The sequence below is a fragment of the Enterobacter cloacae complex sp. ECNIH7 genome, from assembly GCF_002208095.1.
In the GTDB taxonomy this organism is placed as follows: domain Bacteria; phylum Pseudomonadota; class Gammaproteobacteria; order Enterobacterales; family Enterobacteriaceae; genus Enterobacter; species Enterobacter cloacae_M.
Genome location: NZ_CP017990.1, coordinates 3,010,783 through 3,034,869, shown reverse-complemented (window position 1 = coordinate 3,034,869; position 24,087 = coordinate 3,010,783). Strand labels below are relative to the sequence as shown.

Annotated in this window: 22 protein-coding genes; 20 read left to right on the top strand and 2 right to left on the bottom strand. The window is 56.8% G+C overall.

The window, feature by feature from the left end; translation table 11 throughout:
* Window positions 1–9 precede the first annotated feature (9 nt).
* Window positions 10–438, bottom strand: coding sequence for a universal stress protein UspC (uspC, locus tag WM95_RS14880; protein WP_063408351.1), 429 nt, complete (start codon window positions 436–438; stop codon window positions 10–12).
* A gap of 794 nt (window positions 439–1,232) precedes the next feature.
* Between uspC and flhD the strand changes: the two genes are divergently transcribed.
* The 6 genes from flhD to cheW all read left to right on the top strand — a co-directional run bounded on the left by flhD (window position 1,233) and on the right by cheW (window position 6,671).
* Entirely contained in the window at window positions 1,233–1,583 is a 351-nt protein-coding gene (gene flhD, locus WM95_RS14875) for a flagellar transcriptional regulator FlhD (protein ID WP_023312264.1), read from the top strand.
* Window positions 1,584–1,585: 2 nt separating this feature from the next.
* Entirely contained in the window at window positions 1,586–2,164 is a 579-nt protein-coding gene (flhC, locus tag WM95_RS14870) for a flagellar transcriptional regulator FlhC (protein ID WP_013096051.1), read from the top strand.
* A gap of 123 nt (window positions 2,165–2,287) precedes the next feature.
* Window positions 2,288–3,175 carry a flagellar motor stator protein MotA gene (gene motA / locus WM95_RS14865; protein WP_008500417.1) on the top strand — a complete coding sequence of 296 codons (888 nt, stop codon included), beginning with the start codon at window positions 2,288–2,290 and terminating at the stop codon, window positions 3,173–3,175.
* Entirely contained in the window at window positions 3,172–4,101 is a 930-nt protein-coding gene (motB, locus tag WM95_RS14860; RefSeq protein WP_008500418.1) for a flagellar motor protein MotB, read from the top strand. The genes motA and motB overlap by 4 nt, the downstream gene beginning before the upstream one ends.
* Window positions 4,102–4,105: 4 nt before the next feature.
* Complete coding sequence (cheA, locus tag WM95_RS14855) at window positions 4,106–6,148, top strand: chemotaxis protein CheA (RefSeq protein WP_088544825.1); 2,043 nt, start codon at window positions 4,106–4,108, stop codon at window positions 6,146–6,148.
* 19 nt (window positions 6,149–6,167) lie between these two features.
* Window positions 6,168–6,671 (top strand): chemotaxis protein CheW, encoded by a 504-nt coding sequence (gene cheW, locus WM95_RS14850; RefSeq protein WP_023312262.1) that lies wholly within the window; start codon window positions 6,168–6,170, stop codon window positions 6,669–6,671.
* Window positions 6,672–6,775: 104 nt separating this feature from the next.
* Here the strand turns inward: cheW and WM95_RS14845 are convergent, their stop codons facing one another.
* Window positions 6,776–8,035, bottom strand: coding sequence for a dicarboxylate/amino acid:cation symporter (locus WM95_RS14845; RefSeq protein WP_023312261.1), 1,260 nt, complete (start codon window positions 8,033–8,035; stop codon window positions 6,776–6,778).
* Between the two features lie 429 nt (window positions 8,036–8,464).
* Between WM95_RS14845 and WM95_RS14840 the strand changes: the two genes are divergently transcribed.
* From WM95_RS14840 to flhE, 14 genes are all read left to right on the top strand, one after another.
* Window positions 8,465–9,037 carry a Csu type fimbrial protein gene (locus tag WM95_RS14840; protein WP_088544824.1) on the top strand — a complete coding sequence of 191 codons (573 nt, stop codon included), beginning with the start codon at window positions 8,465–8,467 and terminating at the stop codon, window positions 9,035–9,037.
* A 12-nt stretch (window positions 9,038–9,049) separates the two neighbouring features.
* Window positions 9,050–9,598 (top strand): Csu type fimbrial protein, encoded by a 549-nt coding sequence (locus WM95_RS14835; RefSeq protein ID WP_032668483.1) that lies wholly within the window; start codon window positions 9,050–9,052, stop codon window positions 9,596–9,598.
* Between the two features lie 16 nt (window positions 9,599–9,614).
* Complete coding sequence (locus tag WM95_RS14830; RefSeq protein WP_045356792.1) at window positions 9,615–10,370, top strand: fimbrial biogenesis chaperone; 756 nt, start codon at window positions 9,615–9,617, stop codon at window positions 10,368–10,370.
* Window positions 10,346–12,730: a fimbria/pilus outer membrane usher protein gene (locus WM95_RS14825; protein ID WP_063409026.1), complete on the top strand. Its 2,385-nt coding sequence runs from the start codon at window positions 10,346–10,348 to the stop codon at window positions 12,728–12,730. Before WM95_RS14830 ends, WM95_RS14825 begins: the two co-directional genes overlap by 25 nt.
* Window positions 12,727–13,689 carry a Csu type fimbrial protein gene (locus WM95_RS14820; RefSeq protein ID WP_063409027.1) on the top strand — a complete coding sequence of 321 codons (963 nt, stop codon included), beginning with the start codon at window positions 12,727–12,729 and terminating at the stop codon, window positions 13,687–13,689. The genes WM95_RS14825 and WM95_RS14820 overlap by 4 nt, the downstream gene beginning before the upstream one ends.
* An 85-nt stretch (window positions 13,690–13,774) precedes the next feature.
* Complete coding sequence (tar, locus tag WM95_RS14815) at window positions 13,775–15,442, top strand: methyl-accepting chemotaxis protein II (protein WP_063409028.1); 1,668 nt, start codon at window positions 13,775–13,777, stop codon at window positions 15,440–15,442.
* A 44-nt stretch (window positions 15,443–15,486) separates the two neighbouring features.
* Complete coding sequence (gene tap, locus WM95_RS14810; protein WP_063409029.1) at window positions 15,487–17,088, top strand: methyl-accepting chemotaxis protein IV; 1,602 nt, start codon at window positions 15,487–15,489, stop codon at window positions 17,086–17,088.
* A gap of 19 nt (window positions 17,089–17,107) precedes the next feature.
* Window positions 17,108–17,974, top strand: coding sequence for a protein-glutamate O-methyltransferase CheR (cheR, locus tag WM95_RS14805; protein WP_023312253.1), 867 nt, complete (start codon window positions 17,108–17,110; stop codon window positions 17,972–17,974).
* Window positions 17,971–19,020 carry a protein-glutamate methylesterase/protein-glutamine glutaminase gene (locus WM95_RS14800; protein ID WP_023312252.1) on the top strand — a complete coding sequence of 350 codons (1,050 nt, stop codon included), beginning with the start codon at window positions 17,971–17,973 and terminating at the stop codon, window positions 19,018–19,020. Before cheR ends, WM95_RS14800 begins: the two co-directional genes overlap by 4 nt.
* Before the next feature lie 17 nt (window positions 19,021–19,037).
* Complete coding sequence (gene cheY, locus WM95_RS14795; RefSeq protein ID WP_008500431.1) at window positions 19,038–19,427, top strand: chemotaxis response regulator CheY; 390 nt, start codon at window positions 19,038–19,040, stop codon at window positions 19,425–19,427.
* A 10-nt stretch (window positions 19,428–19,437) separates the two neighbouring features.
* Window positions 19,438–20,082 carry a protein phosphatase CheZ gene (gene cheZ, locus WM95_RS14790; protein WP_023312251.1) on the top strand — a complete coding sequence of 215 codons (645 nt, stop codon included), beginning with the start codon at window positions 19,438–19,440 and terminating at the stop codon, window positions 20,080–20,082.
* 146 nt (window positions 20,083–20,228) lie between these two features.
* A complete protein-coding gene (gene flhB, locus WM95_RS14785) occupies window positions 20,229–21,377 on the top strand; it encodes a flagellar biosynthesis protein FlhB (protein ID WP_045355960.1) in 1,149 nt (382 codons plus the stop codon).
* A complete protein-coding gene (gene flhA, locus WM95_RS14780; RefSeq protein ID WP_023312249.1) occupies window positions 21,370–23,448 on the top strand; it encodes a flagellar biosynthesis protein FlhA in 2,079 nt (692 codons plus the stop codon). The genes flhB and flhA overlap by 8 nt, the downstream gene beginning before the upstream one ends.
* Window positions 23,448–23,840, top strand: coding sequence for a flagellar protein FlhE (gene flhE, locus WM95_RS14775; RefSeq protein ID WP_063409030.1), 393 nt, complete (start codon window positions 23,448–23,450; stop codon window positions 23,838–23,840). The genes flhA and flhE overlap by 1 nt, the downstream gene beginning before the upstream one ends.
* Window positions 23,841–24,087 lie beyond the last annotated feature (247 nt).

Here is a 24,087-nt window from a genome sequence, read left to right as displayed (position 1 = left end):
GCTGGGGGGTTAATGCCCCCCAAGCGGCACTAATAGCACATCGACCTGGCTCGACGCGACAATAGTTTTCGCCGCGCAGGCTGCCCGCGATAAAAAGCTGTGGTTATGGTTCCCGCAAATCACTAAATCAATATTTTGTTTACGACACATATCGAGAATATGGGCGTTAAGTTCCCCTGTCGCAATAACGGTCTCATAAACAGGATATTGTGCCTTTTCCACTAATTCGCGCAGAAATTGCTGCGTTTCTTCCTGCAGAACCTCGCGAATATCCTCCAGCATGGGGGCGGCCAGCTGATTATACATCTCCGGCTCGGCAGCGAGCGTGATGAGGCTGATGCGGGCATTGTGGGGTCTGGCAATGGAAACTGCCCGGGCGACGAGTTGATGGCTTTCGGGAGAAACTGCAACGGAAACAAGAAGATGGGAGTAACTCATGGCGCACTCCTTGGATGTCTGAAAGACAGCGTTTAACCACCTTTACCGCGAAATCTCCGGTTCTGCAAGAGCAGATTACGACATTAGTGTGAAGCTTATCATAATTATTCATTAATTATTCTTATAAGAAGAATAACTGAAAAATGCGCCTAAATGAAAAAAATTAACAACTTAACGTAAATCACACAAATCCACGCTTTGACTGTTAAATCGTTTTGATGCGTTACAAACTCATTTCGAATGATAACGTTCTGAAACAACTTTTTTGTACTAGCTGCATAACTATATGTTTTTTCACGGTAAGAAAAATGTTTCCAGGAGAGGGGCCTGATGTAAATGTTTCCGCGCGGCGCTTACGGCAGGAAAAGCACGTTGTATGCCAGTTTGGATCACCCTTCTGCATGAGTATTCGTCAATTAAGAATACAAAACAGTACTGATTGTATAAATATTGAACAAATTACAAGTCATACTGATGGATTTATGGGTCATATTCACTTAAATTGTGTGACGTGGATCACATTTTTTTTAAATTTGAGGGTGGCTGGATTGTATGTGTCAAAACTGACGAGTAGAGTTTGCGTCGAATTAGGAAAAATCTTAGTTATTTGTAAGAAATGATAAATCATGTAAGAGACGCATTCGCGGTTTCTCTCTTACGGTTTCAGTGAATACAAACCTAAATTCAACTATGCATTTAGCCTTTTCTTTTTTATACCGGGTGATTTCCCGGCGACATCACGGGGTGCGGTCTTTCCGCATAAAAATAATAGTTGGTTATTCGGGATGGGAACAATGCATACATCCGAGTTGCTAAAACATATCTATGACATCAATTTGTCGTATTTACTGCTCGCGCAGCGTTTGATTAGTCAGGACAAGGCGTCCGCGATGTTTCGTCTGGGTATTAACGAAGAAATGGCAACCATGCTGGGCGGCTTAACCCTCCCGCAGATGGTTAAACTGGCTGAAACGAATCAACTGGTTTGCCAGTTCCGTTTCGATGATTCGCAGACAATAACGCGTCTGACGCAGGAATCCCGTGTGGACGATCTCCAACAGATCCATACCGGTATTCTTCTTTCCACTCGCTTGCTTAACGAAATCAGCCAGCCTGATGACGCAGCCCGTAAGAAAAGGGCCTAGCAATGAGCGAGAAAAGCATTGTTCAGGAAGCGCGTGACATACAGTTGGCCATGGAGCTGATTACGCTGGGTGCTCGTTTACAAATGCTGGAAAGCGAGACTCAGCTGAGCCGTGGTCGTCTCATCAAGCTGTACAAAGAGTTACGTGGTAGTCCCCCGCCGAAAGGCATGCTGCCGTTTTCTACCGACTGGTTTATGACGTGGGAGCAGAATATTCATGCTTCCATGTTCTGTAATGCCTGGCAGTATCTTCTCAAAACCGGTTTGTGCAGCGGCGTTGACGCCGTGATCAAAGCGTACAAACTTTACCTTGAACAATGCCCACAGCAGGAAGAAGGCCCTCTGCTGGCGCTGACCCGCGCATGGACGCTGGTGCGTTTTGTTGAGAGCGGAATGCTTGAACTGTCGCGCTGCAACTGCTGCGACGGCAATTTTATTACCCATGCTCATCAGCCTGCAGGCAGCTTCGCCTGTAGTTTATGTCAGCCTCCATCCCGCGCAGTAAAAAGACGTAAACTTTCCCGGGATGCTGCCGATATTATTCCACAACTGCTGGATGAACAGATCGAACAAGCTGTTTAACCCGAACGTGTGGGAAAGATTCCAGCAGCGGTAAGCAATTACCGCTGCTTTTTTTTACCCCGCAAACGGTAAACGCTGCGAGCTGGACGTCCTTGCCATAGTCACTAGCGGAAGGATGATGTCGTGCTTATCTTATTAGGTTACCTGGTAGTTCTCGGTACAGTTTTCGGCGGTTACATGATGACCGGCGGGCACCTTGGAGCACTCTATCAACCGGCTGAACTTATTATCATCGGCGGCGCAGGGGTAGGGGCTTTTATCGTTGGTAACAACGGTAAATCGATCAAGGGCACGCTGAAAGCGATTCCGTTGCTGTTCCGTCGCTCGAAATACACCAAAAGTATGTATATGGATCTGCTGGCACTGCTCTATCGCCTGATGGCGAAGTCGCGTCAGCAGGGCATGTTCTCGCTTGAACGGGATATTGAAAACCCGAAAGAAAGCGAAATTTTTGCCAGCTATCCGCGAATTCTTGCTGACGCCATGATGCTGGATTTCATCGTCGACTATCTGCGACTCATCATCAGCGGCAACATGAATACCTTCGAAATCGAAGCGCTGATGGACGAAGAGATTGAAACCCACGAAAGCGAATCTGAAGTGCCGGCCAACAGCCTGGCGCTGGTCGGCGACTCGCTTCCGGCATTCGGTATCGTTGCCGCGGTAATGGGCGTGGTTCACGCCCTGGCCTCGGCGGACCGTCCGGCAGCCGAGCTGGGCGCGCTGATTGCCCACGCGATGGTGGGGACTTTCCTCGGTATTTTGCTGGCGTACGGCTTCATCTCGCCGCTGGCGAGCGTTCTGCGCCAGAAGAGCGCGGAAACCACCAAAATGATGCAGTGCGTGAAGATCACGCTGCTCTCTAACCTCAACGGTTACGCGCCACCGATCGCGGTTGAGTTTGGCCGTAAAACGCTTTACTCCAGCGAGCGTCCGTCGTTTATCGAGCTTGAAGAACACGTGCGTGCGGTGAAAAACCCAAACCAACAGACGACAACTGAGGACGCATGAAAAACCAGTCCCATCCGATCGTCATCGTAAAAAAACGCAAGCACAAGGGCGGCGGGCATGGCGCGCACGGCTCGTGGAAAATTGCGTACGCCGACTTTATGACCGCAATGATGGCGTTCTTTCTGGTGATGTGGCTGATCTCCATCTCCAGCCCAAAAGAACTGATCCAGATTGCCGAATATTTCCGTACGCCGCTGGCAACGGCGGTGGCCGGTGGGCCGCGTATCTCTAACAGCGAAAGCCCGATCCCGGGTGGCGGCGATGATTACACCCAGCAGAAGGGTGAGGTGAAAAAAGAGCCGAACATCGACGAGCTGAAAAGAAAGATGGAGCAGGCGCGTCTGAAGAAACTGCGTGGCGATCTCGATCAGCTGATTGAGGCGGATCCGAAGCTGCGCGCGCTGCGCCCGCATCTGAAGATCGACCTGGTGCAGGAAGGGCTGCGTATTCAGATTATCGACAGCCAGAACCGCCCAATGTTTAAAACCGGGAGTGCGGAAGTCGAACCGTACATGCGCGACATTCTGCGTGCCATTGCACCGGTGCTGAACGGCATTCCTAACCGAATCAGCCTGTCAGGACACACGGATGATTTCCCGTACGCCAGTGGGGAGAAAGGATACAGCAACTGGGAGCTTTCTGCCGATCGTGCCAACGCCTCGCGTCGCGAGCTGGTGGCAGGTGGGCTTGATGATGGCAAGGTACTGCGCGTAGTCGGCATGGCCGCAACCATGCGCGTTTCCGACCGCGGGCCGGATGATGCCATCAACCGTCGTATCAGTCTTTTAGTGCTGAACCAGCAGGCGGAGCAGGCCATCCTGCATGAAAACGCCGAAAGTCAGAATGAGTCACTGGACGATTTAAAACAGCCTGGGGCCGTTCCTTCGGCTGCCGTTCCAACATCGCCACCAGCCAATCCGAGGTGATAGCGTGAGCATGGATATTAGCGATTTTTACCAGACATTCTTTGATGAAGCCGACGAATTGTTGGCCGATATGGAGCAACACTTGCTCGATTTGGTGCCCGAAGCACCGGACTCCGAGCAGCTCAATGCCATCTTCCGCGCGGCGCACTCTATTAAAGGCGGAGCCGGAACCTTTGGATTTACCATCCTGCAGGAAACGACCCATTTAATGGAAAACCTGCTTGATGAAGCACGACGCGGTGAGATGCAGCTCAATACCGACATTATCAACCTGTTTTTGGAAACCAAAGATATTATGCAGGAACAGCTCGACGCCTATAAAAGTTCGGCAGAGCCTGATGCCGCCAGCTTTGAATACATCTGTAACGCGCTGCGCCAGCTCGCCCTGGAAGCAAAAGGTGAGGTCGCAGCAGCCGTTGTCCCTGCGGCGAAACTGAGCGTTGTCGATGCGGTTGCTGCCGACGAGGCCGCGCCAGCCGCTGCACAAGCGGGCAAACTGCGCGTTGTGCTGTCACGTCTCAAAGAGAATGAAGTTAACCTGCTGGAAGAAGAGCTGGGTAACCTGGCGAGATTAAGCAACGTGGTAAAAGGCAAAGACAGCCTTGCCGCGACGCTTGATGACGGTATTGGCCAGGACGATATCGTGGCGGTACTGTGCTTTGTGATCGAAGCTGACCAGATCGCCTTCGAAACCGAAACCGAAACGGCTGCGGTTGACGTCCCTGCCGCTGCGGAAGAGGTGGCCTCTGTCGCTCAGGCCGCCGCACCGGCTGTGGCTCCTGCGGCTCCGGCGCTGAAGGCCGTGCCAAAAGAGGCCGCGGCACCTGGCCGTGGTGAAAAGCCTGCCGCGCGCTCCAGCGAGTCAACCAGTATCCGCGTTGCCGTTGAGAAGGTCGACCAGCTGATTAACCTGGTGGGTGAACTGGTGATCACCCAGTCGATGCTGGCCCAGCGTTCTAACGAACTGGACCCGGTCACGCACGGCGATCTGATCACCAGCATGGGCCAGCTGCAGCGTAACGCCCGCGACCTGCAGGAATCGGTCATGTCCATCCGTATGATGCCGATGGAATATGTCTTCAGCCGCTTCCCGCGTCTGGTCCGCGACCTTGCCAGCAAGCTGAATAAACAGATTGAACTGACCCTGATGGGCAGCTCAACCGAACTGGATAAGAGCCTGATCGAGCGCATTATCGACCCGTTAACGCACCTGGTGCGTAACAGCCTCGACCACGGTATCGAACTGCCGGAAAACCGCATTGCCGCCGGTAAATCCCCGGTCGGTAACCTGATCCTCTCTGCGGAACACCAGGGCGGGAACATCTGCATCGAAGTAACCGACGACGGCGCGGGTCTTAACCGCGAGCGCATCCTTGCAAAAGCGATTTCGCAGGGGATGGCGGTCAATGAAAACATGACCGATGAAGAAGTGGGCATGCTCATCTTCGCGCCGGGCTTCTCTACCGCAGAGCAGGTGACCGACGTCTCCGGGCGCGGCGTAGGCATGGACGTGGTGAAACGTAACATCCAGGAGATGGGCGGCCACGTTGAGATCCAGTCTAAACAGGGTTCCGGCACCACCATTCGCATCCTGCTGCCGCTGACGCTGGCGATCCTCGACGGCATGTCTGTCAAAGTGGCGGACGAAGTCTTTATCCTGCCGCTGAACGCCGTGATGGAATCCCTGCAGCCGCGTGAAGAAGATCTGCATCCGCTGGCGGGCGGCGAGCGCGTGCTCGAAGTGCGCGGTGAGTACCTGCCGCTGGTGGAACTGTGGAAAGTGTTCGAAGTGGACGGGGCGAAGACAGAGGCCACGCAGGGCATCGTTGTGATCCTGCAAAGCGCGGGCCGTCGCTACGCGCTGCTGGTCGATCAGCTGATTGGCCAGCACCAGGTGGTAGTGAAGAACCTCGAAAGTAACTACCGCAAAGTGCCGGGTATTTCTGCCGCCACCATTCTGGGTGATGGTAGCGTGGCGCTGATCGTCGATGTGTCGGCGCTTCAGGGATTAAATCGTGAACAACGTGTGGCGTACACAGCCGCCTGATTAAGTAGAAGGTAATAACATGACCGGTATGAGTAATGTAACGAAACTGGCGGGCGAGCCATCAGGGCAGGAATTCCTGGTATTCACTTTAGGCGATGAGGAGTACGGCATCGATATCCTGAAAGTGCAGGAAATCCGTGGTTACGACCAGGTTACCCGCATCGCTAACACGCCTGCTTTTATTAAAGGTGTCACCAACCTGCGTGGCGTCATTGTGCCAATCGTGGACCTGCGCGTGAAGTTCAGCCAGGGCGACGTTGACTACGACGACAACACCGTGGTGATCGTTCTGAATCTGGGGCAGCGCGTGGTAGGTATCGTGGTGGATGGCGTATCTGATGTGCTTTCCCTGACCTCTGACCAAATTCGTCCTGCGCCGGAGTTTGCGGTCACGCTGTCGACCGAATACCTGACTGGCCTGGGCGCGCTCGGCGAGCGTATGCTGATCCTGGTGAACATTGAGAAGCTGCTGAACAGCGATGAGATGGCGCTGCTGGATATCGCCGCGAGTCACGTAGCGTAGGTAAATGCAAAACGGCAACCCAGGTTGCCGTTTTTTGTGTTTGCACCCTCTCCCTGTGGAAGAGGGCTGGGGTGAGGGCATCAGGCCTCACCCTTTTTTTCACCTTACGCTTCCTGCTTTACCAGTTCAGCTTCAGCTTCCCGCGCGCCTTCATTCTGGGACAGCATCGCGGTCGCGATCCCATTCCCCAGCACGTTAATTGCGGAACGGCCCATATCCAGGAAGTGGTCGATCCCCATCAGCAGCAGAATACCCGCCACCGGAATGTTAAAGCTTGGAATGGTTGCTGCCAGCACCACCAGGGATGAACGCGGTACGCCCGCAATCCCTTTCGACGCCAGCATCAGAGTCAGCATCAGCACCGTCACTTCAGAGAAGCTCAGGTGAATGTTGTACGCCTGAGCGATAAACATCGAGGCGAAAGAGCAGTACACCATCGAACCCACCAGGTTGAAGGAGTAGCCAATCGGCAGAACGAAAGAGGCGATGTTGCGCGAGCAGCCAAAGCGCTCCAGCTGCTCCAGCGTTTTCGGGTAGGCGGCTTCAGAGCTGCTGGTGGTAAACGCCACCAGGACCGGGTCTTTCAGCATGCTGACCAGGCGAAACACCTCTTTTTTCAGCACCATGTAGCCCACGGCCAGCAGCACCATGCAGGTGAGAAGAATGGCAACATAGTAGCCGCCAATAAAGGAGGCGTAGTTCAGCAGAATGCCCAGACCCTGCGTGGCAATGACGGATGAAATCGCCGCGAAAATGGCCAGCGGAGCAACGTACATTACGTAACCCGTTACCTTCAGCATGATATGGGAAACCACATCCAGCGCGGCCACCAGCGGCGCGTTGAATTTTTGCCCCAGCGACGCGCCGCCGATGCCGAAGAACATCGAGAACACCACAATCTGCAGGATCTCATTGTTCGACATCGCCCCCGCGATACTGGTCGGAATGGTGTGCGACAGGAACGCTTTCAGCGTCATGCCGCCAACGGCCAGGCCGGTATCTACCGCTTCTGTCGGAACCGTCAGGTTCAGACCGCTTCCCGGATGCTCCAGCGTGACGATGAACAGGCCAACCAGAATTGAGAGCACGGATGAGCTGATAAACCACACCATCGCTTTGCCGCCAACGCGGCCAATGGTGGAGGTTTCGCCCAGCTTCATAATGCCGACGGTGAGCGTGCTGAAGACCAACGGAGCTATGACCATTTTGATTAGACGGAGGAAAATATCGGTCAGAAGGGTAATATTATCCGACCAGGCTGTGATGGCATCCGCAGATGCATACTCATGAATTGCTGCCCCTGAAAGAATACCCGCCAGCATGAATATCACGATGAAGAGTGTGAGTTTGTTTGCACTTGCCACGAAAAAAGACCCTCTATGCGCTTCAGATGTAGCCCGCATCGATACATATAAATTTTTTATTACGATGCGGGAAATTATTCGGCACATAAATTGACGCAAAGTGTAGGGGGATACAACTCCTTTTTAAGTTTTATTAATTTTGTTGTTAATGCGTCGACGATATATTGTGATCGATGTCACACTTTAATGGATATATTCTGCCCGGATAGAATAAAATTGCCCGCCGAATTAATTTAACTTTCTGTTATTTATAAGAAAAATGAGTCAATAAGACATATGCCTTATGCGTTAAGGGTCAGGTGGTCGAAGCGATATCCGTAAACTAAATTCTCAATAACCCCCTCAGAGGAACGTTAAGCGGGGCTAACATCTTGAACGACAAAAATAAAATGTGGCAAGGGAACGGAGACGTCTTCTGGAGGGTGGTAAATGAAAAGAAAACTTCTTTTGATCTGCGCAGGCACCTTACTGGCTGCGACAACGGCTCATCAGGCGCTGGTCGTCACCAGCAGCGGCACCATCGGTGCAACGCTGACGCTGACAAACGGGTGTCTGATAAACGGCTCGCCCGCACAAAGTGGCATTAACTTCGGTACGCTCGATTTCGGTACCCATCCGGCAACCTTTTCCACGCTTACGACGCAGCTGAGCGGCGCCAGCGGCGGAAACACCTTCACCATTCAATGTACGACCGCCAGCTATACGGTCGCGATCACCGGTAATACCCACTCCACCGCGCCCGGCTCGGTTGTCGGTTCGCCGGGTACGCCTGAACGCTATCTGGTGAATACGGCCAACGCGGCACAGGGCGTGGCCTACAGCCTGTACAGCGACAGCGGGTTTAACACCGTGATTGCCAATAACGCCGCGCTGCCGATCGCGTCCACGGCAGGCGGGGTGGACAGTTACACCCTGTACGGACGGATTACCGGCGGCGGTAACAGCGTGACGGTCGTCCCGGGGACCTACACCGACACGATTAACGTCAGCGTCACCTACTAGTCCCGAACCGCCATGAAGGCATCTCTCACAGGTCTGCGCAAACGCGCAGAGGGACGCGTGCAGCCTTTTTTCGCGATGATCGTCGGATTGCTCATGATGCCCACGGCGGATGCGGTGACATCCCAGTCCTTTAAGGTCAGCGCGACGATTGTCCCGGGATGCGCGGTGGCCACCGGTAGCGGAGGGCTTCTCGGTACGCTGGATTTTGGCAGCCATAACGGCGTCGAGAGCGCGCCGGTCAGCACCAGCTTTGTGCCAAACGGGGCGTTGTCTATTGCCTGTACGCCAGGCGTGGCGCTGAGCATGAGCATTAATGGCGGTCAAAATTATTCATCCGTTCGTCGCATGAAGCGCGCGAACGGCGTCGATATGGTGCCATACCGGCTCTACAGCAGCAGCTCGCTGGCCGCGAACAGCGAAATTGGCGTCAACCAGGCGATAGCGGTGACCTATACCAACAGCAATAACATCGCGCTGCCGCTTTTTGGCGTGGCGCTACTGACCGGGTTTAGCCCGGCGGGAACCTATTCCGATCAGCTCACCGTGACCTTGTCATGGTAATAAAGGGAGAGTGTTGATGAAGCCATTTTTCAGACCGGTTTGTCTGGCGGGCGCGTTGGGTATGGCGGTTGCTGGCCAGGCGCAGGCGGCTGCCACCATCCTGCTCTGGCCCATCGATCCCTGGCTTGCGGCGGACGCCAACGCCACGGAACTGTGGATCCAGAACCAGGGAAACAGCGCCACGACGATGCAGGTCCGCATCGTGCGCTGGAAGCAGGAGGACGGACACGAGCGCTATACCGCGCAGCAGGACGTGGTCGCCAGCCCGCCCATCGTCACGATTGGCACAGGCAGCAAGCAGCTCATTCGCCTTATCAAACAGGCTACGGTTCCTGCAGGGGTCGAACAGGCCTATCGCATTATCGTCGATGAAATCCCCCAGCCAGATGCCAAAGCTGAACCCGCCATTGGCCTGAAATTGCAGATGCGTTACTCCATCCCTCTGTTCGTATATGGGCAGGGGATCCCGACCATCAAAGAGGGGGCGCATCACGCGCTGGCGGAGACCCAAAACCTGAGCTGGCGGGTGACGCAGGCGGAGGGTAAGCCTGCGCTGGAGGTCAAAAATCGGGGTGATGTCCACGTCAGGCTGAGCCAGGTGGCGCTGGAGCAGGGAGGTCAGAAACGCACGGTGGCGGAGGGATTGCTGGGTTACGTCCTGCCGGGCAGCACCCGCAGCTGGCCTATACCCGCTGGCGTTCGTCAGCCAGAGCGGATGAGCGCGCAGATTAATGCCAGGGACGAACAATGGCAGTCGACGCCCGTCAACTGAAGCCGGCGATGATGATACTGCTATGCGTCAGTTCCGCGACTCTGGCCGGGCCCGGCGACGACAGTTTACCGCCGCCTCCCCAGGCACAGGCGATAAATAATGAAGCGGTTTTCCAGCTGGCCATCGTGGTCAATCACTACGACACCGGCCTGGTCGTGCCCGTGACGCAGCGTAAAGGCGCTTTCTTTATCTCCAGCGCCGATTTGCTGCGCGCGGGGCTGCCCCCGGCGCACGTTCCCACCGGCGAGGTAAATCTCTCCTCGCTTGCTCAGGTTCGGGTGGAGTACGACAGCGCCGCGCAGCGCCTGCTGCTGACCGTTCCTCGCGACTGGGTGACGGCCCGCGTGACGCCTTTCAGCGCGCAAGCGGCGCAGGCCAAACCTCACTATGGGCGCGGGGCGCTGCTGAATTACGATCTCTACACCAACCACACGGAACATATCGGCGGCCAGGCGTCGATCTGGCATGAGTTCCGCTACTTCAACGAGAACGGCTCGTTTTCCTCGACCGGTTACGCGCGGGAAAATTTCACCGGTAACCACGGCCAGCAGGAAGGGTATGTCCGCTATGACACGACCCTGCTGTTCACCAACGAAGATGACGCGATGAGCTGGACCGCCGGGGACGTGATCAGCGATGCCCTGAGCTGGAGCTCCAGCGTGCGAATGGGGGGGATAAGCGTCGGGCGGGATTTCTCCCTGCGTCCTGACCTGGTGACATGGCCGCTGCCCGAGTTCGCGGGGGAAGCCGCGGTACCCACTTCGGTCGATCTCTTTATCAACGGCTATCGCTCCGGTTCAACCCAGCTTCAGCCGGGGCCTTTCACCCTGACCAATCTGCCCTATATCAACGGGGCCGGGGATGCGGTGCTGGTCACGACGGATGCGCTGGGGCGCCAGGTAAGCACCACGCTACCGTTTTACGTCACCAGCGACCTGCTTAAGCAAGGGCTGAGCGACGGCGCCGTGACGCTCGGCAGCCTGCGGCGTAATTACGGTATCAAGAATTTTGACTACGGTCCGGCAGCCGGCAGCGGCTCGTATCGCTACGGAATGACGGACTGGCTAACCCTCGAGGGCCACGCGGAAGCGGCGCAGGAGCTGGCGCTGGGCGGCGCGGGGACGGTGATAAAACTCGGCCAGTTTGGCGTGGTGAATACCTCTTACTCGCAAAGCCGCATGCGCGGTGATGCGGGCGGGCAAATCAACTGGGGTTACCAGTACAGTACCAGCGAGTTTAGCGTCGCCACCCAGCACACGCGTCGCGACCGCGGCTTTGGCAATCTCGCCCTTTACGACCAGCCGACGGTGTATGACGAAAACGATAAGCCCATCGCCAGCTTTAGCCGTAATACGGACCAGTATTCGCTGACCTTCAATCTGGGACGGTACGGCAACATCGGTGCAGCCTGGATCGGCGTGGAGAGTTTTGACAGCCAAAAAACCGAGCTGCTTAATCTCTCCTGGAGCCGCAACCTGTGGGGAGCGAGCAGTATTTACCTGGCCGGCAGCCGGGATCGGCAGCGGGGAGACTGGACGGTCGCGCTGTCGCTGCAGGTGCCGCTGGGGGCGCGCGACAGCGCTGCCGTCACCGTCGAAAACACTCCGGATGCAGGCAGTACCCAGCGCATTAACTACAACCACTCCATGCCTTCTGACGGTGGGTTCAGCTGGAACATGGCCTGGGCCAACCAGTCGAGATCCAGTGATTATCAACAGGGTACGCTGGGCTGGCGCAATAACAATATCGAGCTGCAGGGCGGCGGCTATGGCGAAAGGGATACCATGACCTGGTGGGGCGAGGCGATGGGCGCCGTTGTGCTTATGGACGGCGAGCTGTTCGCGGCGAATAAGATCAACGATGCGTTTGTGGTCATCAGTACCGACGGCCACCCTGACGTGCCCGTCAGCTATGAGAACCAGCCCGTCGGTAAAACCAATAACAACGGCTACCTGCTGGTGAGCGGGGTGTCGGCGTATTACCCGGCAAGCTACCGGATTGATACTCTGAATCTGCCGGCGGATACCCGTCTGAAAGAGACCGAACGCCGGATCGCGATTCGGCGTCACAGCGGCTATCTGGTCGATTTCCCGATGGAGCAGGAGCGGGTGGCAAGCGTTATTCTGCATGATACGAACGGGAAGGCGTTGCCGGTGGGAAGTCAGGTTCGACGCGCCTCGCGCAGCAATGCGGTGGTGGGGTATGACGGCATCGCCTGGCTGGAAAATCTCAGCGATGTGAACCCGCTGGAGGTGATCGCACCAGACGGGAGGCGCTGTAAGACTACTCTGACCGTGGAGGCCAATCCGGAGCATAAGCTGAAAACCTACGGGCCGCTGATTTGCCGGGAGGCGCCATGACGCGCCTGCTGCTGTTGATCCTGCTGCTGTTTTCCGGCGGCGGCTGGGCGGCGTGTACTGTCAGCACGGTTAATGCGTCGTTTGGCAGCGTCACCTCGTTCGCGCTCAGCGGAACCGGGGAAGTTCAAACCACCGGCACGCTGGTGGTGGCCTGCGATGCCGTGCTGAATCTGCTGACCAGCGACTCGGTAACGCTGACCTACACTGCGGCATCGGTCTCGGGCAGCAGCCGGGCCACGATGAAACGCACGGATAATGCGGCCATCACCGACGTCATCCCCACCCGGCTGTGCGGGTTATCGGGATGCGCGAGCAGCAGCGAGGTACAGATAAGTAAATCGTATACCTGGAGCGGGAGTACCCTGCTGGGGTTGCTGGGGTCAAAGCAGTACAACATTCCGCTCTATTTCCGCACCGTCGCCGGGCAAAACGTCACTGCCGGGCCATATCAGGTGCAGTTAACCTTCAGCATTAACTACAGCGTGTGCTCCGTGGGAGCGCTTGGCGTTTGCACAATCAATCAGACGGGAACCGCGACAACCACCATCCTGCTCGATATGACCGTCACCAACGACTGCAGCGCCATGACCACGCCAGATGTGAACTTCAACAGCGCGCCGCTGGTGCAAAGTTTCCCCACCGTCTCGCAGGCGATTGCCGTCACCTGTACCAAAGGAAGTTCGTATACCATCGGCATTAATAACGGCGCCAACGCGCTGAACAACGTGCGGCGGATGGTGAGCGGCAGCAATACCATGAGCTACGACATCTATAAGGAAGCCACCGGTAACCGCTGGGGCAGCAGCGGCAGCGAGCGCTGGTCCAGCGCGGTATCGTCCCAGGTCAGTACCGACGGTTTACTGCGCACCTACAACTACACCGCTAAAGTCCTGACCAATCAGGCCACGCCGCCCGCCGGAACCTACACCGACACGCTGATTGTCGACGTGGCGTTTTAACCCCCGCGCTTTTCCCTTTCGCAAATGTAAAGTTCCTGTGGGCTGTGCCGATAACACCGTTAATAAATCTATGAGAAGGTGTTGTATGTTGAACCGTATCCGCGTTGTCACAATGCTCATGATGGTGCTGGTCATTTTCGCACTTCTTCAGCTCATCTCCGGCGGGCTTTTTTTCTCGTCATTAAAACAGAACCAGGACAGCTTCGCGGCCTCGAACGATCTCCGCCTGCAGCAGAGTGAGCTCACGTCGACGTGGGATCTGATGCTGCAAACGCGTATCAACCTGAGCCGCTCGTCCGCGCGCATGATGATGGACCCGAACAATCAGCAGAGCAGCGCGAAAACCGATCTGTTGAAAAATGCCCGTGCGACCCTCGCTGATGCCGCTAAACATTACGACGCCTTTAAAAAGATTACCCCACAGCCTGCAATGGAGCAGGTGAGCCAGAACATTGACGAAAAATACAACGCCTATCATGCCGGTCTGGCAGAGCTGATTCAGTTCCTGGAGAGCGGCAATATGGACGCCTATTTCGCGCAGCCGACGCAGGGGATGCAAAACGCACTCGGCGCGGCGCTGGGGGAATACGCGAAGGCCAGCGACGATCTCTATCACTCAGCCTTTACGGAAAGCCAGAATGACTACCGCTTTGCGAAATGGCAGATGGCGGTGATGGCGCTGGCGCTGGTTATTGTGCTGGTTGCGGTCTGGTACGGCATTCGCCATATCCTGCTGAACCCTCTCGGCCGCGTTATTGCCCATATTCGTGAAATTGCTGGCGGTGACCTGACCAAAACGCTGACCGTCTCCGGGCGCAATGAGATCACCGAGCTGGCAAACAGCGTTGACCATATGCAGCGTTCGTTAATCGAAACCGTCGCCAACGTGCGCAACGGGTCGGAGGCTATCTATACCGGCACCAGCGAAATTGCGATGGGGAATAACGATCTCTCATCCCGAACCGAGCAGCAGGCTTCCGCCCTGGAAGAGACGGCCGCAAGCATGGAGCAGCTCACCGCGACCGTGAAGCAGAACGCCGATAACGCCCGCCAGGCGTCTCAGCTGGCAGAAAGCGCCTCCGAGACGGCGCAGCGCGGCGGACGCGTGGTGGATGGCGTGGTGAAAACCATGCACGAAATCGCCGACAGCTCGAAGAAAATCGCCGACATCATCAGCGTCATCGACGGCATTGCCTTCCAGACCAACATTCTGGCGCTGAACGCCGCCGTGGAAGCGGCGCGCGCGGGCGAACAGGGGCGCGGGTTTGCCGTGGTGGCCGGGGAAGTACGCAACCTGGCCAGCCGCAGCGCCAACGCGGCAAAAGAGATCAAGTCCCTGATTGAAGATTCCGTCTCCCGCGTGGATACCGGCTCCGTGCTGGTGGAAAGCGCCGGGGAGACCATGAATGACATCGTGAATGCCGTTACCCGCGTGACGGACATCATGGGTGAAATCGCCTCTGCGTCCGATGAGCAGAGTCGTGGTATCGACCAGGTTGCCCTGGCGGTATCGGAAATGGATCGCGTGACACAGCAAAACGCCGCGCTGGTGCAGGAGTCCGCTGCGGCGGCCGCTGCTCTGGAAGACCAGGCGAGCCGTCTGAAGATGGCCGTCTCGGCGTTTCGTCTCGCTTCACTCGCTGGAAACTCGGTCACCCCGCAGGCGACGTATCGCGCGCCAGCCGCTGAATCGGCTGCAAACCGTACGCGCACCGCGACGACCGGACAAGATGAAAACTGGGAAACATTTTGACTGACAATTAAACCGCGGCTGCTTGCCGCTTGATGGGAGCGTGGATGTTAAATCGTATTCGTATCTCGACCACACTGTTTTTGATTCTGATCCTTTGCGGTGTGTTGCAGGTTGGCAGTAACGGGTTGTCTTTTTGGGCGTTTCGCGATGGCTATCAGAATTTGCAGGAAGTTGAGGCGAGTAATCAGCAGCGCTCCGCACTGGCACAAACGCGTGCCGTGCTGTTGCAGGCAAGCACTGCGCTGAACAAGGCGGGAACCTTAACCGCGCTGAGTTATCCGCCGGATGACATTAAAGCGCTGATGGCGACCGCGCGCGACAGCCTGAAGCAGGCTGACGCACAGTTTAAAGCCTTTACGGCGCAGGCCGCCGACAGCGAGAAAGAGAAAGCGCTGAAGGCCGCCATGAAGACGAACTTTGAACAGTGGTATAGCGATCTGGACCACCAGGCGACGTGGCTTGAGAACAACCAGCTTTCGGACTTTATGACCGCACCGGTTCAGGCGTCTCAGGCGGCGTTTGACGGCAGCTTTAACGCGTGGCAGCAGGATATTAACCAGTCTGTTCAGCGTGCCGGTGACCAGAGCCGTCAAAGCTATCACATGTCGGGCGTCATCTTTGCGGTGGTGGTGATTCTGGCAGGGCTGCTGACCGGCGGGGCGCTGCTCTGGTCGCGCAGAATGATCGTGCAGCCGCTGGCGATTATCAGCAGCCACTTCGACAGTATTGCGAAAGGGGACCTGGCGCGTCCGGTGGCGGTGTTCGGCAAGAATGAAATTTCGGCGATCTTTGCCAGCCTGAAGGCGATGCAGGGATCGCTGCGGGAAACGGTGAGCGACGTGCGGCAGGGCAGCTATGCCATGCACACCGGGATCTCTGAGATTGCGGCGGGGAACAACGATCTCTCGTCCCGCACCGAGCAGCAGGCGGCCTCGCTGGCGCAGACGGCGGCCAGCATGGAGCAGTTGACCGCGACGGTAGGCCAGAACGCCGATAACGCGCGTCAGGCGTCTGACCTGTCAAAACAGGCGGCGATGACGGCAAAGAAAGGCGGGGACCAGGCGTCCCATGTCGCCAGCACCATGCAGGAGATTGCCTCCAGTTCGCAGAAAATTGGCGACATCATCAGCGTGATTGACGGTATCGCGTTCCAGACCAACATTCTGGCGCTGAATGCCGCCGTGGAAGCGGCGCGCGCCGGTGAGCAAGGGCGCGGGTTTGCGGTGGTGGCGGGTGAAGTGCGTAACCTGGCGAGCCGCAGCGCCAACGCGGCGAAAGAAATTAAGGTCCTGATCGAAGAGTCGGTCTCGCGCGTTCAGCAGGGCTCAACGCTGGTGGATACGGCGGCGAAAACCATGCATGAGATCGTCACCTCCGTGACGCGGGTGAACGACATCATGGGCGAGATTGCCTCGGCGTCGGACGAACAGCGCCGCGGCATTGAGCAGGTTGCCCAGGCCGTCAGCCAGATGGATCAGGTGACGCAACAGAACGCCTCGTTAGTTGAGGAAGCGGCAGCGGCAACCGATCAGCTGGCCAGCCAGGCGGATCGTCTTACCGGACTGGTCGCGGTATTTAATGTGAAAGAGCACGTTGAAGCAGTAACAGAAGTCGGGCGGTCGCAGGCCGTGCCAGTTGTATCCTGAATGTAATTAAGAAGGCGCTATGACATCACCAATGCCCCCTGGGCAAACGTCATTATTGTTGCAGATGACACAGCGCCTCGCGCTGTCCGACGCGCATTTTCGTCGGATATGTCAGTTAATCTACCAGCGTGCGGGGATCGTGCTTGCGGATCATAAGCGGGACATGGTCTACAACCGTCTGGTGCGGCGCTTGCGTACGCTGGGGCTGGATGATTTTGGCCGCTATCTGAGCATGCTCGAGGCGAACCAGAACAGCGCCGAGTGGCAGGCTTTTATTAACTCGTTAACCACCAACCTGACGGCGTTTTTCCGTGAAGCTCACCACTTCCCGGTTCTGGCCGAGCACGCCCGCCGTCGCACCGGGGAGTATCGCGTGTGGAGTGCGGCCGCCTCGACGGGTGAAGAGCCGTACTCCCTGGCGATCACCCTTGCCGACACCCTGGGCATGACGCCCGGACGCTGGAAAGTCTACGCCAGCGATATTGATACCGAGGTGCTGGAGAAGGCGCGTAACGGCGTATATCGCCAGGATGAACTGAAAACGCTGTCGCCGCAGCAGCTGCAGCGTTATTTCATGCGCGGCACGGGCCCGCATGAAGGCCTGGTGCGCGTACGCCAGGAGCTGGCGAACTGCGTCGAATTCGCGCCCGTTAACCTGCTGGATAAGCAGTACAACGTGCCGGGGCCGTTCGACGCCATTTTTTGCCGTAACGTTATGATCTATTTTGATAAAACGACGCAACAGGACATTCTGCGTCGGTTTGTTCCGTTGCTCAAGCCTGACGGTTTACTGTTTGCCGGGCACTCGGAAAACTTCAGCAACCTCGCGCGTGAGTTTAGCCTGCGTGGGCAAACGGTATATGCGCTGAGTAAGGAAAAAGCATGAGTAAAATCAGGGTGTTGTCTGTCGATGATTCAGCGCTGATGCGTCAGATCATGACTGAAATTATCAATAGCCACAGCGACATGGAGATGGTGGCCACTGCGCCCGATCCTCTGGTAGCGCGGGATTTAATTAAAAAATATAACCCCGACGTGCTAACGCTGGATGTCGAGATGCCGCGCATGGATGGCATAGATTTCCTCGAAAAATTAATGCGGCTTCGGCCCATGCCGGTGGTGATGGTCTCCTCCCTGACAGGAAAAGGATCGGAAATCACCCTGCGCGCGCTGGAGCTGGGGGCGGTGGATTTTGTCACCAAACCGCAGCTCGGCATACGCGAAGGGATGCTGGCCTATAGCGAAATGATCGCGGAGAAGATCCGCACCGCGTCGCGTGCGAAGCTTGCTGCCCATACGCCATTGGCCGCGCCTGCGACCCTGAAGGCCGGTCCCTTACTCAGCTCGGAAAAACTGCTGGTCATTGGGGCGTCAACCGGAGGAACAGAGGCAATTCGTCATGTACTCCAGCCATTGCCGCTTTCAAGTCCGGGTATTCTGATCACTCAGCATATGCCGCCAGGCTTTACCCGTTCGTTTGCCGAACGCCTGAACAAGCTGTGCCAGATCAGCGTGAAGGAGGCGGAAGACGGCGAGCGCGTGCTCCCGGGACATGCCTATATCGCCCCGGGCGACAAGCATATGGAGCTGGCGCGCAGCGGCGCTAACTATCAAATCAAAATTCATGACGGACCGCCGGTCAACCGGCACCGTCCGTCGGTGGATGTGCTGTTTCATTCGGTGGCGAAACATGCGGGGCGCAACGCCGTTGGGGTGATCCTGACGGGGATGGGCAACGATGGTGCCGCCGGAATGCTTGCAATGCACCAGGCTGGCGCCTGGACGATTGCGCAGAATGAAGCAAGTTGTGTGGTGTTCGGCATGCCGCGCGAGGCCATCAATATGGGTGGCGTGAGCGAAGTGGTCGATCTTAGCCAGGTAAGCCAGCAGATGCTGGCGAAAATCAGTGCCGGACAGGCAATACGTATTTGACTCAGGAGTATTATTTTATGGCGGATAAAGAGCTTAAGTTTTTGGTTGTGGATGACTTTTCCACCATGCGTCGCATCGTGCGCAACCTGCTGAAAGAGCTGGGCTTCAACAACGTTGAAGAAGCAGAAGACGGCGTTGATGCGCTGAACAAACTGCAGGCTGGCGGGTTTGGTTTTGTTATCTCCGACTGGAACATGCCTAACATGGACGGTCTGGAACTGCTGAAAACCATTCGTGCCGATGCGGGAATGGCGTCTATGCCGGTTCTGATGGTTACTGCAGAAGCGAAAAAAGAGAACATCATTGCCGCTGCACAGGCGGGCGCAAGCGGCTATGTGGTGAAGCCATTCACCGCGGCAACCCTGGAAGAGAAGCTCGGTAAGATCTTCGAGAAACTCGGCATGTGAGGTGATGGAAATGTTGCAACCTGCTATGAAACCCGTTGAAGAACACTCGCCGAGCGATATTATCGTCCGCATCGGCAGCCTGACGCGCATGCTGCGTGACAGCCTGCGCGAGCTGGGTCTGGATCAGGCGATTGCCGAAGCGGCGGAAGCCATTCCTGATGCCCGCGATCGTCTGGACTATGTTGTGCAGATGACCGCTCAGGCCGCGGAACGTGCGCTGAACAGCGTTGAAGCGTCACAGCCGCACCAGGATGCGATGGAAAAGGGGGCGAAAGCGCTGAGCAAACGCTGGGACGAGTGGTTTGAGAATCCTATCGAGCTGGCGGATGCCCGCGAGCTGGTGACGGATACCCGTCAGTACCTGGGTGATGTGCCGGGCCACACCAGCTTCACCAACGCCCAGCTGCTGGACATCATGATGGCGCAGGATTTCCAGGACCTCACCGGTCAGGTGATCAAGCGCATGATGGATGTTATCCAGGAGATTGAGCGTCAGCTGCTGATGGTTCTGCTGGAGAACATTCCGGAACCGGCAGCCCGTCCAAAACGCGAGAACGAAAGCCTGCTCAATGGTCCACAGCTCGACGCCAGCAAGGCGGGAGTTGTGGCAAGCCAGGATCAGGTCGACGATCTGCTGGACAGCCTCGGCTTCTGATTGTTCATTCCGCCTCAGGGGGACGCTCCCCTGAGGCAGGTTACGACAAAATCATCGAAAAGAGCCCGAATAATCGGGCTTTTCCCGCCATTGGATTTCCGCTGCGCTGGCATGATACCCGTGACGTAATGGGCTGAGCATGCACTGTGGCAGAAGAGAACGACGACAAAACGGAAGCCCCCACACCCCACCGACTAGAAAAAGCGCGTGAGGAAGGGCAGATCCCCCGATCCCGAGAATTAACTTCCCTGCTGATCCTTATCGTAGGGGTGTGCATTATCTGGTGGGGCGGGGAGTCGCTCGCCCGCAGGCTAGCGGGAATGTTGTCCACCGGCTTACGTTTTGACCACAGCATGGTCAACGATCCGAATCTGATCCTCAGCCAGATTATTCAGCTTATTAAGGGGGCCATGGTCGCGCTGTTGCCCCTGATTACCGGGGTCGTGCTGGTCGCGCTGGTCTCTCCGGTGATGCTCGGCGGTCTGGTTTTCAGTGCCAAATCGCTGCAACCGAAATTTTCCAAACTGAACCCGCTGCCGGGTATTGCGAAAATGTTCTCTGCGCAGACCGGGGCTGAGCTGCTCAAAGCCGTCCTCAAATCGGTGCTGATGGGCAGTTCCGCAGGCTTTTACCTCTGGTACCACTGGCCAGAAATGATGCGTCTTATCAGCGAATCGCCTCTCACCGCGATGAGCAACGCGCTGAATCTGGTCGGGCTCTGCGCGCTGCTTGTGGTGCTCAGCATTATCCCGATGGTGGGTTTTGACGTGATCTTCCAGCTTTATACCCACTTCAAAAAGCTGCGCATGTCGCGTCAGGATATCCGTGACGAATATAAGCAGATGGAAGGTGACCCGCACGTAAAAGGGCGTATCCGCCAGATGCAGCGTGCCGCCGCCCGTCGCCGCATGATGGACGATGTGCCGAAGGCCGACGTCATTGTTACCAACCCAACGCACTATTCCGTTGCGCTGCGCTATGACGAAAACAAAATGAGTGCGCCGAAAGTCGTTGCGAAAGGGGCGGGGCTGATCGCACTCCGTATCAGGGAAATTGGCACAGAACACCGCGTGCCGATCCTGGAAGCCCCTCCGCTGGCGCGTGCCCTGTACCGCCATGCGGATATCGGACAACAGATCCCGGGACAACTCTACGCCGCCGTGGCGGAAGTGCTGGCCTGGGTGTGGCAGTTGAAGCGCTGGCGTCTGGCTGGCGGTCAGCGGCCTGTAAAACCTGAAAACCTTCCGGTGCCTGCCGCGCTGGATTTTATGAACGAGAAGGACACTGATGGCTAATCTGGTGGCAATGTTGCGCCTGCCCGGCAACCTGAAATCGACCCAATGGCAAATCCTTGCCGGGCCGATTCTGATCCTGCTAATTCTTTCGATGATGGTACTGCCGCTCCCGGCGTTCATCCTCGATCTGCTTTTCACTTTCAATATTGCGCTGTCCATTATGGTGCTGCTGGTGGCGATGTTCACCCAGCGTACCCTGGAGTTTGCCGCGTTCCCGACCATTCTGCTGTTTACCACCTTGCTCCGACTGGCGCTGAACGTCGCGTCCACGCGTATCATCCTGATGGAAGGTCACACTGGTGCGGCAGCGGCAGGTAAAGTGGTTGAAGCGTTCGGCCACTTCCTGGTGGGCGGCAATTTCGCTATCGGTATCGTGGTGTTCGTTATCCTCGTTATTATCAACTTTATGGTTATCACCAAAGGTGCAGGGCGTATTGCGGAAGTGGGCGCGCGTTTTGTGCTGGACGGGATGCCGGGCAAACAGATGGCGATCGATGCCGACCTGAATGCCGGTCTTATCGCCGAAGATGAAGCCAAAAAACGCCGTTCGGAAGTGACGCAGGAAGCGGACTTCTACGGCTCCATGGACGGTGCGAGCAAGTTTGTGCGCGGTGACGCCATCGCGGGCATTCTGATCATGGTGATTAACGTGGTCGGCGGCCTGCTGGTGGGGGTATTGCAGCACGGGATGGACATGGGCCACGCGGCGGAAAGCTATACGCTGCTGACCATTGGTGACGGTCTGGTTGCGCAGATCCCGGCGCTGGTTATCTCTACTGCGGCGGGTGTGATTGTGACCCGCGTGAGTACCGATCAGGACGTTGGCGAGCAGATGGTGGGCCAGCTGTTCAGCAACCCGCGCGTGATGCTGCTGGCCGCTGCCGTTCTGGGTTTGCTCGGTCTGGTGCCGGGAATGCCAAACCTCGTTTTCCTGCTGTTTACGGCGGGTCTGCTGGGGCTTGCCTGGTGGATGCGCGGTCGTGAAACCAAACCGGCAGCGGAGCCTGTTCAGGTAAAAATGCCGGAGAATACCCAGGCCGTCGAAGCGACCTGGAACGACGTTCAGCTGGAAGATTCCCTGGGAATGGAAGTGGGCTATCGCCTGATTCCGATGGTCGATTTCCAGCAGGATGGCGAGCTGCTTGGCCGTATCCGCAGTATCCGTAAAAAATTCGCCCAGGATATGGGCTTCCTGCCGCCGGTTGTTCACATCCGCGACAATATGGACCTGCCGCCCGCGCGCTATCGCATTCTGATGAAAGGTGTCGAAATTGGCAGCGGTGATGCCTATCCGGGCCGCTGGCTGGCGATTAACCCGGGCACCGCCGCAGGCACGCTTCCGGGCGAGCAAACTATCGACCCGGCCTTTGGCCTGGCCGCTATCTGGATTGAAAGTGCCCTGAAAGAGCAGGCGCAAATCCAGGGGTATACGGTTGTTGAAGCCAGTACCGTGGTGGCGACCCATCTTAATCACCTGATTGGGCAATTCTCGGCAGAGCTGTTTGGCCGTCAGGAGGCGCAGCAGCTGCTGGACCGCGTCACGCAGGAGATGCCGAAGCTGACGGAAGATCTGGTCCCGGGCGTGGTGACCTTAACCACGCTGCACAAGGTGCTGCAAAACCTGCTTGAAGAGAAAGTGCCGATCCGCGATATGCGCACTATTCTGGAAACCCTTGCCGAGCATGCGCCGATACAAAACGATCCGCACGAGCTGACGGCGGTGGTACGCGTGGCGCTGGGTCGTGCGATCACCCAGCAGTGGTTCCCGGGAACCGGAGAAGTGCAGGTGATCGGCCTCGATACGCCGCTTGAACGTCTGCTGCTGCAGGCCCTGCAGGGCGGGGGCGGCCTGGAGCCGGGGCTGGCGGACCGTCTGCTGGCGCAAACGCAGGAGGCGCTGGCGCGCCAGGAGATGCTGGGCGCACCGCCGGTGCTGCTGGTTAATCATGCGCTGCGTCCGCTGCTGTCGCGTTTCCTGCGTCGTAGCCTGAATCAGCTGGTCGTGCTGTCGAATATGGAGCTGTCGGATAACCGTCATATCCGCATGACCGCGACGATTGGAGGAAAATAATGCGTAAATGGCTCTGGATTTTGCTCTTCCCGCTGGCGGCGCACGCTGCCGGGGAGGGCACCTGGCAGGCAAGCAGCATGGGGGTGACCCTCAGCAACCGGGGTGTTGCCATGTCATCTAACCCGCTGGCGCCTGCTGAAGAGGTTTCCGGTCTGATGGGCCTTGTGGTCTGGAATTACCGGCTGATTGGCCCAACGCCCTCAGGGCTGCGGGTGCGCCTTTGTTCTCAGACTCGCTGCACGGAAATCGACGGCGAAAATGGCACGACGCAGGCGTTCAACGGCGTACCGGCCATTGAACCTTTGCGTTTCATCTGGGAAGTGCCGGGCGGGGGGCGCTTAATCCCGGCGCTGAAGGTACAGAGTAATTCCGTCATCGTGAACTATCGCTAACACCCTGCCTTTTCACCAGCCATCAGGCCATTCTGATGGCTGGCTCTCAAAACTGACCTCTCCTTTTGATCAAATAGAAACACTGTTTTATAAATCAGTGACGCGCGTGACCCTACTCTTTGTATTTTTGCCATGCACCCTCTCAGGAGTGGCAGAAACAGAAAGGTATCAACAGGTCGATGCATTTACTGTAGCCGTATAAAAGCTCCCGGACGAAGCGTGCTTGCAGGGAGTCTCCTGAAACTGA

What these genes read in the sequence shown, in the direction of transcription:
- flhD (WP_023312264.1), top strand. Translation starts at nt 1,233, where the DNA reads ATGCATACATCCGAGTTGCTAAAACATATCTATGACATCAATTTGTCG.
- tap (WP_063409029.1), top strand. Translation starts at nt 15,487, where the DNA reads ATGTTAAATCGTATTCGTATCTCGACCACACTGTTTTTGATTCTGATC.
- flhA (WP_023312249.1), top strand. Translation starts at nt 21,370, where the DNA reads ATGGCTAATCTGGTGGCAATGTTGCGCCTGCCCGGCAACCTGAAATCG.
- cheW (WP_023312262.1), top strand. Translation starts at nt 6,168, where the DNA reads ATGACCGGTATGAGTAATGTAACGAAACTGGCGGGCGAGCCATCAGGG.
- flhC (WP_013096051.1), top strand. Translation starts at nt 1,586, where the DNA reads ATGAGCGAGAAAAGCATTGTTCAGGAAGCGCGTGACATACAGTTGGCC.
- cheZ (WP_023312251.1), top strand. Translation starts at nt 19,438, where the DNA reads ATGTTGCAACCTGCTATGAAACCCGTTGAAGAACACTCGCCGAGCGAT.
- uspC (WP_063408351.1), bottom strand. Translation starts at nt 438, where the DNA reads ATGAGTTACTCCCATCTTCTTGTTTCCGTTGCAGTTTCTCCCGAAAGC.
- WM95_RS14800 (WP_023312252.1), top strand. Translation starts at nt 17,971, where the DNA reads ATGAGTAAAATCAGGGTGTTGTCTGTCGATGATTCAGCGCTGATGCGT.
- WM95_RS14830 (WP_045356792.1), top strand. Translation starts at nt 9,615, where the DNA reads ATGAAGCCATTTTTCAGACCGGTTTGTCTGGCGGGCGCGTTGGGTATG.
- WM95_RS14840 (WP_088544824.1), top strand. Translation starts at nt 8,465, where the DNA reads ATGAAAAGAAAACTTCTTTTGATCTGCGCAGGCACCTTACTGGCTGCG.
- WM95_RS14825 (WP_063409026.1), top strand. Translation starts at nt 10,346, where the DNA reads ATGGCAGTCGACGCCCGTCAACTGAAGCCGGCGATGATGATACTGCTA.
- WM95_RS14820 (WP_063409027.1), top strand. Translation starts at nt 12,727, where the DNA reads ATGACGCGCCTGCTGCTGTTGATCCTGCTGCTGTTTTCCGGCGGCGGC.
- cheY (WP_008500431.1), top strand. Translation starts at nt 19,038, where the DNA reads ATGGCGGATAAAGAGCTTAAGTTTTTGGTTGTGGATGACTTTTCCACC.
- flhE (WP_063409030.1), top strand. Translation starts at nt 23,448, where the DNA reads ATGCGTAAATGGCTCTGGATTTTGCTCTTCCCGCTGGCGGCGCACGCT.
- tar (WP_063409028.1), top strand. Translation starts at nt 13,775, where the DNA reads ATGTTGAACCGTATCCGCGTTGTCACAATGCTCATGATGGTGCTGGTC.
- cheR (WP_023312253.1), top strand. Translation starts at nt 17,108, where the DNA reads ATGACATCACCAATGCCCCCTGGGCAAACGTCATTATTGTTGCAGATG.
- WM95_RS14835 (WP_032668483.1), top strand. Translation starts at nt 9,050, where the DNA reads ATGAAGGCATCTCTCACAGGTCTGCGCAAACGCGCAGAGGGACGCGTG.
- motB (WP_008500418.1), top strand. Translation starts at nt 3,172, where the DNA reads ATGAAAAACCAGTCCCATCCGATCGTCATCGTAAAAAAACGCAAGCAC.